Here is a 13,761-nt window from a genome sequence, read left to right as displayed (position 1 = left end):
GAGGAGACCGTCATGAACGTGGCCTACGCCGTCTTCGCCGGCGTCACCATCGCCTACAACCTCTTCTCCGCCGGCGCCGACTTCGCGCGCTGGGAGCGCATCGCCGAAGGCATGGACCGCGTCGGCGTCCCGCGCCGGCTGCTGCCCTGGCTCGGCGTGCCGAAGGCCGCCGCGGTGGCCGGACTCGTCGTCGGGTTCTGGGTGCCCGCGATCGGGATCGCCGCCGCCGTCGGTCTCGTCCTCTTCTACGCGCTGGCGATCCTCACCCACGTACGCGCGAAGGACTTCACGTTCGGCCTGCAGTACCCATTCCTGCTTCTCGCCGCGACAACCCTCGCGCTCGGAGTCGCGGTCGCCTGACCTGAGCGGCCGCCCGGGTCACGACAGGTGCCCCGTCAGCATGCGCTGGAGTTCCCTTGCCGCCCGCGGCGGTGCCACATCGCTGCGGTGGGCCAGGGCCACCGTGCGGTGCAGGCCCGGGCGGGTCAGCGGGGTGACGCGCAGCCCGAGGCCCGCGCGGGTGGCGACCATGCGCGGGACGACGGCGACGCCCAAACCCGCCCGTACGAAGCCGAGGACCGCGTCCATCTCGCCTCCCTCGACCGCGAACTCCGGCTCGAAGCCGGCCGCGCGGCAGGCCGCGACGGTGAGCTCCCGCAGGTCATAGCCGTGGCGGAACATCACGAGCGGCTCGTCCTGCAGATCCGCGATCCGCACCGAACGCCCCGCGCGGCCGGGCGCGGGAGCGGCGGGCGAGGACACCACCACGAGGTCCTCGCGGAGCAGCTCCACCGTGGTCAGCGCGGGGGAGGGGGACGGCAGGGGCAGCACGACCAGGGCCAGGTCGAGGGCGCCGCGCGCCAGGTGGCGTACGAGATCGTGCGAGCCACCCTCCTCGACCATCAGCCGCACCCCCGGATAGGCGTCACGGAACGTGCGCAGGATGTCCGGCAGCAGACCGGTGCAGAGGCTGGGTGTCGCCCCGAGCCGGACCCGGCCGCGGCGCAGCTGCGCCAGCTCCTGGACCTCCAGGCGCGCCGTGTCCGCGTCCGCGAGGATGCGTCGCGCGAGCGGCAGCAGCGCCTCGCCCGCGTCGGTCAGCGCGATGTTGCCGCGCGCCCGGCTGAACAGCTCGGCGCCCAGCTCCCGCTCCAGCGCCTTGATCTGCTGGGACAGCGAGGGCTGCGCCACGTGCAGGGCCTCGGCGGCGCGTGTGAAGTGCCGGGTCTCGGCGACCGAGACGAAGTACTGGAGCTGCTGGAACTGCATACACCGCAGCGTACCCGCACGATAGGCAGTTGCTATGGAAATGAGGTGGATCATGTCTTGGACTGATGAGGTCCTTGGCCCCTACCGTCATCGGCATGGCTTTGGCTACGCGCCCCGAGAAGGGCACCGCCCCGGGTGAACGCCCGTCCCCGGCACGTTCCCTGTGGGATTCGACGATCGGCAAGAAGGCCGTCATGGCCGTGAGCGGCCTGATCATGCTGGGCTACCTCGTGGCCCACATGGCAGGCAATCTCAAGATCTTCTTCGGCCCCGAGGACATCAACGGCTACGCGCACTGGCTGCGCACGATGGGCGAGCCGGTCCTGCACTACGAGTGGGCGCTGTGGCTCGTCCGGATCGTGCTGGTCCTCGCCGTCGTGGCGCACGCCGTCTCCGCGTACCAGCTGAGCCGCCGCGACATCAAGGCCCGCCCGGCCAAGTACGTCCACCGGCGCAAGCGCGCGAGCTATGCGACGCGCACCATGCGCTGGGGCGGCATCATCCTCGCGCTCTTCATCGTCTGGCACATCCTCGACCTGACCACAGGCACCGTGCACCCCGGCGAGTTCGAGCATCTGCACCCGTACCAGAACATCATCGACACCTTCTCGACCTGGTACAGCAACGTGATCTACATCGTCGCCGTGACCGCCGTGGGTCTGCACGTCCGCCATGGCTTCTGGAGCGCCGCGCAGACCCTCGGCGTCGGCAACGCGCGCCGCGAGAAGGTCCTCAAGGCGACCGCCAACGCGCTGGCCCTGGTGCTGACCCTGGGCTTCGTCTCCGTCCCCGTCGCCGTCATGACCGGAGTGGTGAGCTGACATGAACAACTTCGCGGAGTACGCGACCGGGGACCCGGTCGCCGACACCAAGGCCCCAGGGGGTCCGGTCAACGAACGCTGGGACACCCGCCGTTTCGAGGCCAAGCTGGTCAACCCGGCCAATCGCCGCAAGCACACCGTGATCGTGGTCGGCACCGGACTCGCCGGCGGCTCGGCGGGCGCCACGCTCGCCGAACAGGGCTACCACGTCGTCCAGTTCTGCTTCCAGGACTCCCCGCGCCGCGCCCACTCGATCGCCGCACAGGGCGGCATCAACGCGGCGAAGAACTACCGCAACGACGGCGACTCCGTCCACCGGCTCTTCTACGACACCGTCAAGGGCGGCGACTTCCGCGCCCGCGAGTCCAACGTCCACCGCCTCGCGCAGATCTCCGTGGAGATCATCGACCAGTGCGTGGCCCAGGGCGTCCCCTTCGCCCGCGAGTACGGCGGCCTGCTCGACACCCGATCCTTCGGAGGCGTCCAGGTCTCCCGTACGTTCTACGCCCGCGGCCAGACCGGCCAGCAGCTCCTGCTCGGCGCATACCAGGCGCTGTCCCGCCAGATCGCCGCAGGGAACGTGGAACTGCACGCCCGTACGGAGATGCTCGACCTGATCGTGGTGGACGGCCGGGCCCGCGGCATCGTGGCACGCGACCTGATCACCGGGAAGATCGACACGTACTTCGCGGATGCCGTGGTCCTGGCGAGCGGCGGCTACGGCAACGTCTTCTACCTCTCCACCAACGCCATGAACTCCAACGCGACCGCGATCTGGCGGGCCCACCGCCGCGGCGCGTACTTCGCCAACCCCTGCTTCACGCAGATCCACCCGACCTGCATCCCGCGCACCGGCGACCACCAGTCGAAGCTCACGCTGATGAGCGAGTCGCTGCGCAACGACGGCCGGATCTGGGTGCCCAAGGCCAAGGGCGACACCCGTCCCGCCGCCGAGATCCCCGAGGACGAGCGCGACTACTACCTGGAGCGCATCTACCCCTCCTTCGGCAACCTCGTGCCCCGCGACATCGCCTCGCGCGCCGCGAAGAACGTCTGCGACGAGGGCAGGGGAGTGGGCCCCGGCGGGCAGGGCGTGTACCTGGACTTCGCCGATGCCATCCGGCGTATGGGCCGCAAGGCGGTCGAGGAGAAGTACGGCAACCTCTTCGACATGTACGAGCGGATCACCGCGGAGAACCCGTACGAGGTGCCGATGCGGATCTACCCCGCCGTGCACTACACGATGGGCGGCCTGTGGGTGGACTACGACCTGCAGACCACGATCCCCGGCCTGTTCGCGATCGGCGAGGCCAACTTCTCCGACCACGGCGCCAACCGCCTCGGAGCCTCCGCGCTGATGCAGGGCCTGGCCGACGGCTACTTCGTCCTGCCGTCGACGATCAACGACTACCTGGCGCGCAACCCGCACACCTCACCGGTGGACGACGAGCACCCGGAGGTCCAGGAGGTCCTGGCCGAGACGGAGGACCGTCTGAACCTCCTCCTCTCCGTGGACGGCGACCGCACCCCGGACTCCTTCCACCGTGAACTCGGCGAACTCATGTGGGAGTTCTGCGGCATGGCGCGTACGGAGACGGGGCTGCGCAAGGCCCTGGAGCGCATCCCGCAGATCCGCGAGGAGTTCTGGCGCCGCCTCAAGGTGCCGGGGACCGGCGAGGAGTTCAACCAGTCCCTGGAGAAGGCCAACCGCATCGTCGACTACCTCGAACTCGCCGAGCTGATGTGCCTGGACGCGCTGCACCGCGCCGAGTCCTGCGGCGGTCACTTCCGTGAGGAGTCGCAGACCGCGGACGGCGAGGCCGAGCGCCGCGACGAGGAGTTCTCGTACGCGGCGGCCTGGGAGTTCACCGATACGGGCGCTTCCCCCGTGCTCCACAAGGAAGAGCTGACCTTCGACTACGTACACCCCACTCAGCGGAGCTACGCATGAAGCTCACCCTGCGCGTCTGGCGGCAGCAGAACGCCGACGCCGACGGCGCGATGTCCACGTACGAGGTGGACGGGATCTCCCAGGACATGTCGTTCCTGGAGATGCTCGACACCCTCAACGAGGAGCTCATCCTCAAGGGCGACGACCCCGTCGCCTTCGACCACGACTGCCGTGAGGGCATCTGCGGCGCCTGCTCGCTCGTCATCAACGGCGATGCGCACGGCCCCGAGCGCACCACGACCTGTCAGCTCCACATGCGGTCCTTCGACGACGGCGACACGATCGACGTCGAGCCCTGGCGGGCCTCCGCGTTCCCCGTGGTCAAGGACCTCGTCGTGAACCGCTCGGCCTTCGACCGCATCATCCAGGCCGGCGGCTACATCACCGCGCCCACGGGTGCGGCCCCCGAGGCCCACGCCACGCCCGTGCCGAAGCCGGACGCGGACTACGCCTTCGAGCACGCGGAGTGCATCGGCTGCGGTGCCTGCGTGGCAGCCTGCCCCAACGGCTCGGCGATGCTGTTCACCTCCGCCAAGGTCAACCACCTCAACGTCCTGCCGCAGGGCTCGCCCGAACGCGAGACGCGCGTGCTCGACATGGTCGGGCAGATGGACGACGAGGGCTTCGGCGGCTGCACCCTCACCGGCGAGTGCGCCACGGCCTGCCCGAAGGGCATCCCGCTGCCGTCGATCGCGGCCATGAACAAGGAGTGGCTGCGGGCGCAGCGCAAGGCCGCGCGGCGCTGACGGGGGCAGCGCGCCGGGCCGCTGTCCGGCGCGCGGGCGGCGGCCGGTGGTGACTTCGGCCGCCGCCCGCTCAGTCGCCGACGGCGCGCAGCGTTCCCGGCCTGCGGCCGTTGAGTCCGTCCAGGGCCACCGAGGTCGCCTCGTCGGCGGGCAGTTGGACGATCATGCGCTGGCCGTCGCCCTCGGGGAGCTCGAGGACCTCGTACGACAGCCGCAGCTCGCCCGTCTCCGGATGCACCAGCGTCTCGGTGCCGCTGCGCCGCGCGATCCGCGGCGCAGCGGCCACACGCTCGGTGAACGCGGCACCCACGGTGATCGTCAGCTCCTGCACGAGCTCCAGCGTCTCCGGATCGCCCTTGGTGATTCCGAAGCGCAGCAGCTCCACCTGCTCGTCGGCCGCCCGCTCCCAGTCGGCGTATGCGCTCTTCGCTCGCGGATCGGTGAGGACGTACCGCGGCATGCTGGGCGACGGTCCGTCCAGCATGCCCAGCGGCCTGGCCACCCGCGCGAAGCCCTCGGTGTACGCGGCGATCTCGCCGAGCCAGTTGACCACGAGCGCCGGGGTGGGTTCGAGCCGGTCCAGCAACGCCCGCACGGTGGGCCGTACTTCACGCTGCGGACGGGGCCGGACCGCACACAGGAAGTCCGCTTCATCCGACTTCAGGAGCTGCCGCAGATACAGCCGCTCCTCCAGCGGCATCCGCAGCGCGTCGCACAGCGCCCCGAGGACCTGCGGGGACGGCCGGCGGTCGCGCCCCTGCTCCAGGCGGGCCAGATACTCGACGCTGATGTCCGCGAGCATCGCCAGCTCCGCGCGGCGCAGTCCCGGAGTGCGCCGGCGCGGTCCCTCGGGCAGCCCCACCTCGGCGGGCGTGACGGCCTCGCGGCGTGCGCGCAGGAACGCACCGAGTTCGTTGTCGGTCATCCGTCGATCGTACGAGGGGCCGGGCACCCGAGGGTGGCCCTCTCACTACCAGCATCCGCCGGACCAGCCTCGGCCCGGCCTTCCTGGCCCGCCCGGCCCGGCCCAGGGTGGAGCCATGACGACTTCACAGACCACCGCGCTGCCGCTGTCCGCCGGAGCCTGGGCCTTCGACCCCTTCCATTCCGCCGTCGGTTTCACCATCCGCCACCTCGGCATCTCCAAGGTGCGGGGACGCTTCGACCAGCTCGACGCCACCTTGACCGTCGGCGAGACGCTCGCAGCCTCCTCGGTCACCGCGACGGTGGCGCTCGAGTCCGTCAATACCGGCAACGCCGACCGTGACGCCCATGTCCGCGCCTCCGACCTGCTCGACGTCGCCAACCGGCCCACGATGAGCTTCCGTTCGACGCGGATCGAAGGCTCCGGCGAGGACTGGACGATGGAGGGCGAGCTGACCATCGGCGAGGTGACCCGCCCGGTCACCTTCGCCGTGGAGTTCGGCGGCGTCGCCGACGCACCCATGGGCGGCAGGCACGCCGGATTCGAGGCGACCGGCGAGATCCGGCGCAGCGAATACGGGCTGACCTTCGCCCCCGGCCTGCTCGGCGAGGTCGTGAAGATCCACCTCGACGTGCAGTTCGTGGCGCCCGCGCAGGCCTGAACCACGCACGGGCCGAACCGCGCGCAGGCTGAACCACGCTCCGGCCCGAGCCGACGCTCGCCGCTGCTCAGCCGCCGAGCCGTGCCGCCAGATATCCGGCGGTCCGGCTTCCGGCCGCCCGTGCCACCTCGGCGGGCGGCCCGGCGGCCACGATCCGGCCGCCTTCCGCACCGCCGCCGGGCCCGAGGTCGATCACCCAGTCCGCGGCCGCGACCACATCCATGGCGTGCTCGACGACGACCACCGAGTTCCCGGCGTCCACGAGACCGTGCAACTGCCGCATCAGGACCTCGACATCGGCCGGGTGCAGCCCGGTGGTCGGCTCGTCCAGGAGGTAGAGCGTGTGCCCGCGTCCGGCCCGCTGCAGCTCCGAGGCCAGCTTGATCCGCTGGGCCTCACCGCCCGACAGCTCGGTCGCGGGCTGCCCGAGCCGCAGATGACCGAGCCCCACGTCGAGGAGCGTCCGCAGGGAGCGCGCGGCCGCCGGGATCTCCGCGAGGAACTCCGCGGCCGCCTCCACCGACAGATCGAGTACGTCCGCGATGGACCGGCCCCGGTAAGTGACCTCCAGCGTCCGAGGGTTGTAGCGGGCTCCCGCGCAGTCCGGGCACGGCGCGTACGTGCTCGGCAGGAACAGCAGCTCCACCGAGACGAAGCCCTCGCCCTGACATGTCTCGCACCGTCCGCCGGCCACGTTGAACGAGAACCGGCCCGCCTTGTAGCCCCGCGCCCGCGCGTCGTCCGAGTCCGCGAACACCTTCCGTACGACGTCGAAAAGCCCGGTGTACGTGGCCAGATTGGACCGCGGGGTGCGCCCGATGGGCCGCTGGTCGACCTGGACGACACGGTCCACCCTGCCCTCGATCCGCCCCGGACCCGGCTCGCCCGCGAGCAGCGGGGCCAGGGCCTGGCCCACGAGCGAGGACTTGCCGGAACCCGAGACGCCGGTGACGGCCGTGAAGACCCCCAGCGGGAACTCGGCGTCGACGCCGCGCAGATTGTGCAGCTCGACGCCCGTGAGCTTCAACCAGCGCTCGGGCGTACGGAGTTGCCGTACCGGAGTGTGCTCGCGACCGAAGAGGAAGCGGGCCGTGGCGGAGTCCGCGACCCCTTCGAGGTCCGCCACCGGACCGCTGTGCAGCACCTGTCCGCCGTGCTCGCCCGCGCCCGGCCCGACATCGACGAGCCAGTCCGCCTCGCGCACCACGTCGAGATGGTGCTCGACCACGAACACCGAGTTGCCCGCGTCCTTCAGCCGCGCGAGGACCTTGAGCAGCGCCTGCGTATCGGCCGGGTGCAGCCCGGCCGACGGCTCGTCAAGGACGTACACGACACCGAACAGACCCGAGCGCAACTGCGTGGCCAGGCGCAGACGTTGCAGCTCGCCCGCCGACAGCGTCGGGGTCGCACGGTCCAGGGCCAGGTAGCCGAGGCCGAGTTCGGTGACGACGGCGATCCGGGCCAGCAGGTCGGTGGTGAGGACCCGTACGGTCTCGTCCGTCGTGTCCGCCGCTTCGAGCAGCGCGGCGAGGGCGTCGAGGGGGAGTCCGGCGAGATCGGCGATGGTCCGGCCGGCGAAGGTCACGGCGAGGGCCTCGGGGCGCAGCCGGCTGCCGCCGCAGCTCCCGCACGGCGTGCTCTCCAGGAACCGTTCCGCCTTGGTGCGCAGGGTCTGGCTCTTGGAGTCCGCGAAGGTCTTCAGCACGTAGTGCCGGGCGCTCATGTACGTGCCCTGGTACGGGCGTTGGATGCGGTCGGCGTCGCGCACCGGATGCACCGTGACGACGGGCTGTTCGTCGGTGAACAGGATCCAGTCGCGGTCCTTCTGCTCCAGCTCGCGCCACGGCCGGTCCACGGCGTAGCCGAGCGCGTCCAGGATGTCCCGCAGGTTCTTGCCCTGCCACGCACCCGGCCAGGCGGCGATGGCGCCCTCGCGGATGCTCAACGACGGGTCGGGTACGAGGAGTTGCTCGGTGGTCCGGTGGACCCGGCCCAGACCGTGGCAGACAGGGCAGGCGCCTGCGGCGGTGTTCGGTGAGAACGCATCGGAGTCGAGGCGTTCGGCGCCCGGCGGGTAGGTGCCGGCGCGGGAGTACAGCATCCGCAGCGAGTTGGAGAGCGTCGTGACGGTGCCGACGCTGGAGCGCGAGGTGGGCGTGGAGCGCCGCTGCTGCAGGGAGACGGCGGGCGGCAGGCCCGTGATCTCGGTGACCTTCGGGGCGCCGATCTGGTGGATCAGCCGGCGGGCGTACGGGGCCACCGACTCGAAGTAGCGACGCTGGGACTCGGCGTAGATCGTGCCGAACGCGAGGGAGGACTTTCCGGATCCGGAGACGCCCGTGAAGACGATGAGACGGTCGCGGGGGATGTCGAGGTCGACGGCCTTCAGGTTGTGTTCGCGGGCGCCGCGGATGCGGACGTGGGGGTCGTGCATGGGGACATTGTCCCAGGTGGTGGGGTTGCTCGCCGTTGCGCCCGCGGCGGGCTCCCCGCCGCGCCCCGGCTGGATCTCCTCACACGCCGGAAGGGCTGGATGCGAAGAGCGCGCTCAGCCGGGCGTACGAGTCGAGCAGCTCCGCCCTGTCGTACGTCGACGTCGTCACCAGGACCTCGTCCGCCTCCGTCGCCGTGATGACCTCGGCCAGTGCGGCCGCGACCTCCGGGGCCGTTCCGTGGAGCTTGCCGCGGAGGCCCGATTCCAGGAGGTCGGATTCCTTCGGGGTGAGGGTGCGGGCCAGGGTGGTCCCGGCCGGCTCCAGGGGCGGGAAGACGCCATGGGTGCGGGAGTACGCCATCGACCAGGCCTCGGGGATCAGGAGGCGGCGGGCCGCCTCCGCGGTGTCCGCGAGGGCGATCTCGCCCGCGATCACCACGTACGGCTCGTCCGCCCAGGCCGACGGCTTGAAGCCGTCCCGGTAGCGGCCGATCGCGTCCACCATCCGCGTGCGGCCCCGCAGATCGCCGATGACCAGGGGCAGCCCGGCCGCCGCGGCGATGTCCGCGCCCTCGCCCATCGCGAGCACGAACGGCGGGATACGGCGGCCCTCGGCGGGATACGCGTGCACCTGTGGGTGCGCCGTCTGCGTGCCCGTGAGGTAACCGAGGAGCAGCTCCAGCTGGCCGGCGAAGTCCTCCGCGTCGTCCTTGCCGTGACCGAGTGCCTTGCGGACCCCGCCGGTGAAGCCGACGCTGCGGCCCAGGCCCATGTCGATCCGGCCCGGGAACAGCGCGTCGAGCACCCCGAACTGCTCGGCCACGACCAGGGGTTGGTGGTTGGGCAGCATCACGCCGCCGGTGCCGACCCGGATCGTGGAGGTCGCCGCGGCGACCGCGGCCGCGAGCACGGTCGGGGCCGAGCCCGCGACACCGGGGACGGAGTGATGCTCGGACACCCAAAAGCGCCGGTAGCCGAGCGCTTCCACCTCACGCGCGAAGGCCACCGTGTCCCGCAGGGACTGCGCGGGATCCTGGTCCGTGCGCGTACGGGAGCGGTCGAGCACGGAGAACGGGGTCCGGGCGAGGACGGCGGCGGCGGTGTCGGCGGATGCGGAAGTCACCTTCCGTACAACACGCACGGGCGCCGATGATTCCCTGGCTAGGGTGGGTGCATGGACGCCGCTCGCCGCCCGGTCGCCGTGTTCGACCTGGACAACACTCTCGCCGACACCTCGCACCGCCAGCACTACCTGGAGGGCAAGCCGCGCGACTGGAACGGATTCTTCGCCGCGGCGCCGCAGGACCCGCCGCTCGCGCGCGGGATCGAACTGGTCCTGAAGAGCGCCGAGGAGTGCGAGGTCCAGTACCTCACGGGCCGCCCGGAGCGCTGCCGCGCCGACACGCTGGAATGGCTGGAGCGGCACGGGCTGCCCGAGGGCAAGGTGCACATGCGGCGCGACAGCGACCGCAGGCCCGCCCGCCTCACCAAGGTCGAGGTGCTGCGCAGGCTGGCCCGCGGCCGTGAGGTGCGGATGCTCGTCGATGACGACGAGCTGGTGTGCGATGCCGCCGAACAGGCCGGATTCAAGGTCGTACGGGCCCGCTGGGCCGATGAGTCCCAGGCCCTCAAGGACGCGCAGGAGACCGACGGCCGGACCTGAGGGCCGGATCTGAGGACCGGAGGGCCGGAGGGCCGGTGCGCAGGTCGTCTAGTCCGCCTCCTCCAGACGGAAGCCCAGCTTCATGCCCACCTGGTAGTGGGCGACCTCGCCGTTCTCGATGTGGCCGCGCACCTGCGTGACCTCGAACCAGTCAAGGCCCCGCAGGGTCTGTGAGGCGCGGGCGATCCCGTTGCGGACGGCCTGGTCGACGCCTTCGGTCGAGGTTCCGACGATCTCCGTGACCCGGTACGTGTGGTCCGACATGGCGGTCGCACTCCTTTCGGCTGGTCACTCGGTCCACTCCACGGTGCCTGAAACGCGGGTGCCGCGCGAGACGAGCAGTGTCACGAAGTGAGATACGGAACCCCTGCCCCTTGACCGGCTCTTTGGTACAGACCAAAATCCGGGCACACCCGTAGAAGCGTCAACAACGCTTTCCCCCCACGTCGGGCGATCCTCCATGTCCCTGCGCTGAAGGTGAGCCGCGTGAAGCACCGCACACTCGCTCTGCCCCTGTCCGTCCTGACGCTGGCCGCACTCACCGGCTGCGGAAGTCTGTCCATCGGCGGGTCCGACGAGCGGGACACGGTCACGGTGTGGCTGATGCAGAACAGTGCGTCGAAGGGCTTCCTCGAGAAGTTCGAGAAGGAGTACGAGGCCGAGAACGGCGACGTCGACCTGGACATCACGATCCAGGAGTGGACCGGTGTCGGCAAGAAGGTCACCGAGGCGCTGGCCGACGAGGACGCGGACGCCCCGGACGTGATCGAGGTCGGCAACACCCAGGTCGCGCAGTACGTCGACCAGGGCGGCCTCCTCGACCTCTCCCTGGAGTCGATGCGCGACCTCGGCATGGAGGACTGGCTGCCCGGTCTCGCCGAGCCCGGCTCGGTGAAGGGCGCGCAGTACGGGATTCCCTGGTACGCGGCCAACCGCGTCGTCCTCTACAACAAGGATCTCTTCAAGGCCGCGGGCATCGACAAGCTGCCCCGCGACCAGGAGGAGTGGCTCGCCCTGACCGAGCGGCTCAACACCGGCTCCCAGCAGGGCATCTATCTGGCGGGCCAGGACTGGTACACGCTCGCCGGATTCATCTGGGAGGAAGGCGGCGAACTCGCCGTCGACAAGGACGGCATCTGGAGCGGCAGCCTGGACACTCCGCAGGCGCTGGCCGGGATGGACTTCTACGGGCGGCTCCAGGCCCTGGGCCAGGGCCCCAAGGACGCGGACGAGCAGACGCCCCCGCAGACCGATGTCTTCGCCAAGGGGAAGGTCGCGCAGATCGTCACCGTGCCGGGTTCCGCCAAGCTGATCGAGGAGGCGAACCCGAAACTCGCCGGGAAGATCGGCTACTTCCCCATACCGGGCAAGAAGGCCGGTCGCGCCGGTGCCGTGTTCACGGGCGGCTCCGATCTCGTGATCCCCGAGAACACGGACCAGGAGTGGGCCGCGAAGGACGTGATCAAGGCGCTGGCCGGCGCGCGCTGGCAGAAGGAACTCGCCACCACCATGGACTACGTGCCCAACAAGACCACCCTGGCATCGGCGGTCGACGCCAACCCGGGCGCCGCCGCGATGACCGAGGGCGCGGCCCGCGGCCGGGCCACGCCCACCTCGCCGCGCTGGGCGGCCGTCGAGGCCGACAACCCCATCAAGCAGTACATGACCGAGGTGCTCAGCGGGGGCGACGCGAAGCAGGCGGCCCGTCTGGCGTCGCAGCAGATCACCGAGGCGCTGGACGTGCGCCACGAGTAGCGGACGAGGGCCCTGGCAGGAGCGGTCTCCCGGCCAGGGCCGGGCCGTTGGGCCGGGGCCCCGGGAAATGCGTTGCCCCGGGCGCCCCGCCGCCAGCAGGATGCGGAGCGTGAACCGCGCCGTACCATCCCGGGGGAACCGCACCATGAGCGCACGTCTGCGTCAGCTCGCCACCGCGACCGAAGCCATCGTCGAGGCGGGGGAGTACACCCTGACCGGCGGACGCCTCGTCCGTATCGGCGAGCAGGTGGCGGCGGCCCGTTCGGGCACCCGGCTGCACGGCCCGGAACCCGTCGACTGCACCGTCGACGCCACGTACACCACGGCCTTCGAGGTGACCCCGGAGAGCAGCACCGCCGCCGCGCGACGCCTCGCCGAGAAGAGCGCCGACCCGGTGGCGGTCCTGAACTTCGCCTCCGCGCGCAACGCGGGCGGCGGCTATCTCAACGGTGCCCAGGCCCAGGAGGAGGCGCTGTGCCGTGCCTCCGCGCTGTACACGTGTCTGCGCGAGGTGCCGGAGTTCTACGCGTACCACCGCGAGCACCGGGACGCCTTCTACACGGACCGTGTCATCCACGCGCCGGCCGTCCCGGTCGTCCGCGACGACAGCGGGCGGCTGCTCGACGCCCCGTACACGGTGGGCTTCCTCACCTCGCCCGCGCCGAACGCGGGCGTGATCCTGCGGACGCGGCCCGATGAGGCGCACCGCATCCCGGCCGTCCTCGCGTCGCGCGCGGAACGGGTCCTGGAGACGGCGGCCGCCCACGGTTACCGCCGGCTCGTCCTGGGCGCCTGGGGTTGCGGGGTGTTCCAGAACGACCCGGCCGAAGTGGCCGGTGCCTTCCGTGCGTTGCTCACCGGGGACGGCCGTTTCGCCGGGCACTTCCGCGAGGTCGTCTTCGGCGTCCTCGACCGCAAGGGGGCCACCCGCGCGGCGTTCGAGGACGCGTTCCCGACGCCGTGAGCGTGCGGGGCGGGCGCCGGGGTGCGCGCGGGGGTCCCGGTCAGCTCCAGCCGTACCGCTCGCGCAGCCGCAGCGTGACCAGGTTGAACCGGCCGCGGTCCAGGGCGCATGCCTCGCGGCGCATGCCCTGCTCGTGGATGCGCAGGACCCGGTCCAGGTCCACCCAGGAGTCACGGCCGGAGTTGTCCCAGGGGCCGCTGCCCAGCGCGACCCACTCGCGGTCGTGGTCATGGCGCTTGCTGGACAGCTGGATGCCGAGCAGCGTCCCGCCGGCCTCGCGGGCCACGATCAGGACCGGACGGTCCTTGCCGCGCCCGTCGTTCTCCTCGTACGGCACCCACGTCCACACGATCTCGCCGGGGTCGGGATCGCCGTCGTGGGCGGGCGCGTACTCCATGTGCACACGGCGCACCTCGTGCGGCGCGGCCTCCGCCGTCGCGTACGGTCCACCGCGCCCCGGCACCTGGTCCGGCCCGCCCGCCCGCTGATCCGTCATCCCCGCTCCACCCCTTCACGCCGACTGTCCGCTCTCGCGGATCACGTTAGGCGGTGTCCCGGGCAACCCGCAGCGC

At 71.2% G+C, this 13,761-nt stretch carries 14 protein-coding genes; 8 read left to right on the top strand and 6 right to left on the bottom strand.

Features of this window, described 5'->3' with window-relative positions; all coding sequences use genetic code 11:
* Positions 1 to 12 precede the first annotated feature (12 nt).
* Entirely contained in the window at positions 13 to 360 is a 348-nt protein-coding gene (locus ACIBI4_RS02425; RefSeq protein ID WP_399201653.1) for a DoxX family protein, read from the top strand.
* Between the two features lie 18 nt (positions 361 to 378).
* Here the strand turns inward: ACIBI4_RS02425 and ACIBI4_RS02420 are convergent, their stop codons facing one another.
* A complete protein-coding gene (locus ACIBI4_RS02420) occupies positions 379 to 1,269 on the bottom strand; it encodes a LysR family transcriptional regulator (protein ID WP_399201652.1) in 891 nt (296 codons plus the stop codon).
* A 95-nt stretch (positions 1,270 to 1,364) separates the two neighbouring features.
* Here ACIBI4_RS02420 and ACIBI4_RS02415 point away from each other — a divergent pair, with 95 nt between their 5' ends.
* Genes ACIBI4_RS02415 through ACIBI4_RS02405 form a run of 3 tightly spaced genes read left to right on the top strand, consistent with a single transcriptional unit; the run spans position 1,365 to position 4,787 of the window.
* Positions 1,365 to 2,090, top strand: coding sequence for a succinate dehydrogenase (locus ACIBI4_RS02415; RefSeq protein ID WP_399201650.1), 726 nt, complete (start codon positions 1,365 to 1,367; stop codon positions 2,088 to 2,090).
* Between the two features lies 1 nt (position 2,091).
* On the top strand, positions 2,092 to 4,041 hold the full coding sequence (locus ACIBI4_RS02410; protein WP_399201649.1) for a fumarate reductase/succinate dehydrogenase flavoprotein subunit: 1,950 nt from the start codon (positions 2,092 to 2,094) through the stop codon (positions 4,039 to 4,041).
* Complete coding sequence (locus tag ACIBI4_RS02405; protein ID WP_399201648.1) at positions 4,038 to 4,787, top strand: succinate dehydrogenase/fumarate reductase iron-sulfur subunit; 750 nt, start codon at positions 4,038 to 4,040, stop codon at positions 4,785 to 4,787. Before ACIBI4_RS02410 ends, ACIBI4_RS02405 begins: the two co-directional genes overlap by 4 nt.
* A 70-nt stretch (positions 4,788 to 4,857) precedes the next feature.
* On the opposite strand, the gene ACIBI4_RS02400 is transcribed toward ACIBI4_RS02405, so the two are convergent.
* Positions 4,858 to 5,712, bottom strand: a complete 855-nt coding sequence (locus tag ACIBI4_RS02400; RefSeq protein WP_399201647.1) for a helix-turn-helix transcriptional regulator — start codon at positions 5,710 to 5,712, stop codon at positions 4,858 to 4,860.
* 115 nt (positions 5,713 to 5,827) lie between these two features.
* Here ACIBI4_RS02400 and ACIBI4_RS02395 point away from each other — a divergent pair, with 115 nt between their 5' ends.
* Complete coding sequence (locus tag ACIBI4_RS02395; RefSeq protein WP_399201646.1) at positions 5,828 to 6,373, top strand: YceI family protein; 546 nt, start codon at positions 5,828 to 5,830, stop codon at positions 6,371 to 6,373.
* A gap of 67 nt (positions 6,374 to 6,440) precedes the next feature.
* On the opposite strand, the gene uvrA is transcribed toward ACIBI4_RS02395, so the two are convergent.
* Positions 6,441 to 8,807: an excinuclease ABC subunit UvrA gene (uvrA, locus tag ACIBI4_RS02390; RefSeq protein ID WP_399201645.1), complete on the bottom strand. Its 2,367-nt coding sequence runs from the start codon at positions 8,805 to 8,807 to the stop codon at positions 6,441 to 6,443.
* A gap of 79 nt (positions 8,808 to 8,886) precedes the next feature.
* Complete coding sequence (locus tag ACIBI4_RS02385) at positions 8,887 to 9,930, bottom strand: MsnO8 family LLM class oxidoreductase (protein ID WP_399201644.1); 1,044 nt, start codon at positions 9,928 to 9,930, stop codon at positions 8,887 to 8,889.
* 51 nt (positions 9,931 to 9,981) lie between these two features.
* On the opposite strand from ACIBI4_RS02385, the gene ACIBI4_RS02380 reads away from it, so the two are divergent.
* Positions 9,982 to 10,470: a hypothetical protein gene (locus ACIBI4_RS02380; protein ID WP_399201643.1), complete on the top strand. Its 489-nt coding sequence runs from the start codon at positions 9,982 to 9,984 to the stop codon at positions 10,468 to 10,470.
* 48 nt (positions 10,471 to 10,518) lie between these two features.
* Here ACIBI4_RS02380 and ACIBI4_RS02375 read toward each other — a convergent pair whose 3' ends face one another.
* Entirely contained in the window at positions 10,519 to 10,734 is a 216-nt protein-coding gene (locus ACIBI4_RS02375; protein WP_399201642.1) for a dodecin, read from the bottom strand.
* A gap of 222 nt (positions 10,735 to 10,956) precedes the next feature.
* Here ACIBI4_RS02375 and ACIBI4_RS02370 point away from each other — a divergent pair, with 222 nt between their 5' ends.
* Positions 10,957 to 12,225: an extracellular solute-binding protein gene (locus tag ACIBI4_RS02370; protein ID WP_399201641.1), complete on the top strand. Its 1,269-nt coding sequence runs from the start codon at positions 10,957 to 10,959 to the stop codon at positions 12,223 to 12,225.
* A 145-nt stretch (positions 12,226 to 12,370) separates the two neighbouring features.
* Positions 12,371 to 13,189, top strand: coding sequence for a TIGR02452 family protein (locus ACIBI4_RS02365; RefSeq protein ID WP_399201640.1), 819 nt, complete (start codon positions 12,371 to 12,373; stop codon positions 13,187 to 13,189).
* A gap of 40 nt (positions 13,190 to 13,229) precedes the next feature.
* Here ACIBI4_RS02365 and ACIBI4_RS02360 read toward each other — a convergent pair whose 3' ends face one another.
* Entirely contained in the window at positions 13,230 to 13,685 is a 456-nt protein-coding gene (locus ACIBI4_RS02360) for a type II toxin-antitoxin system PemK/MazF family toxin (RefSeq protein ID WP_399201639.1), read from the bottom strand.
* Positions 13,686 to 13,761: the final 76 nt, after the last annotated feature.

Source organism: Streptomyces sp. NPDC050418, assembly GCF_044458745.1.
Lineage (GTDB): Bacteria > Actinomycetota > Actinomycetes > Streptomycetales > Streptomycetaceae > Streptomyces.
The sequence above is the reverse complement of the archived record's forward strand: the minus strand, read 5'-3'. Positions and strand labels throughout refer to the sequence as shown.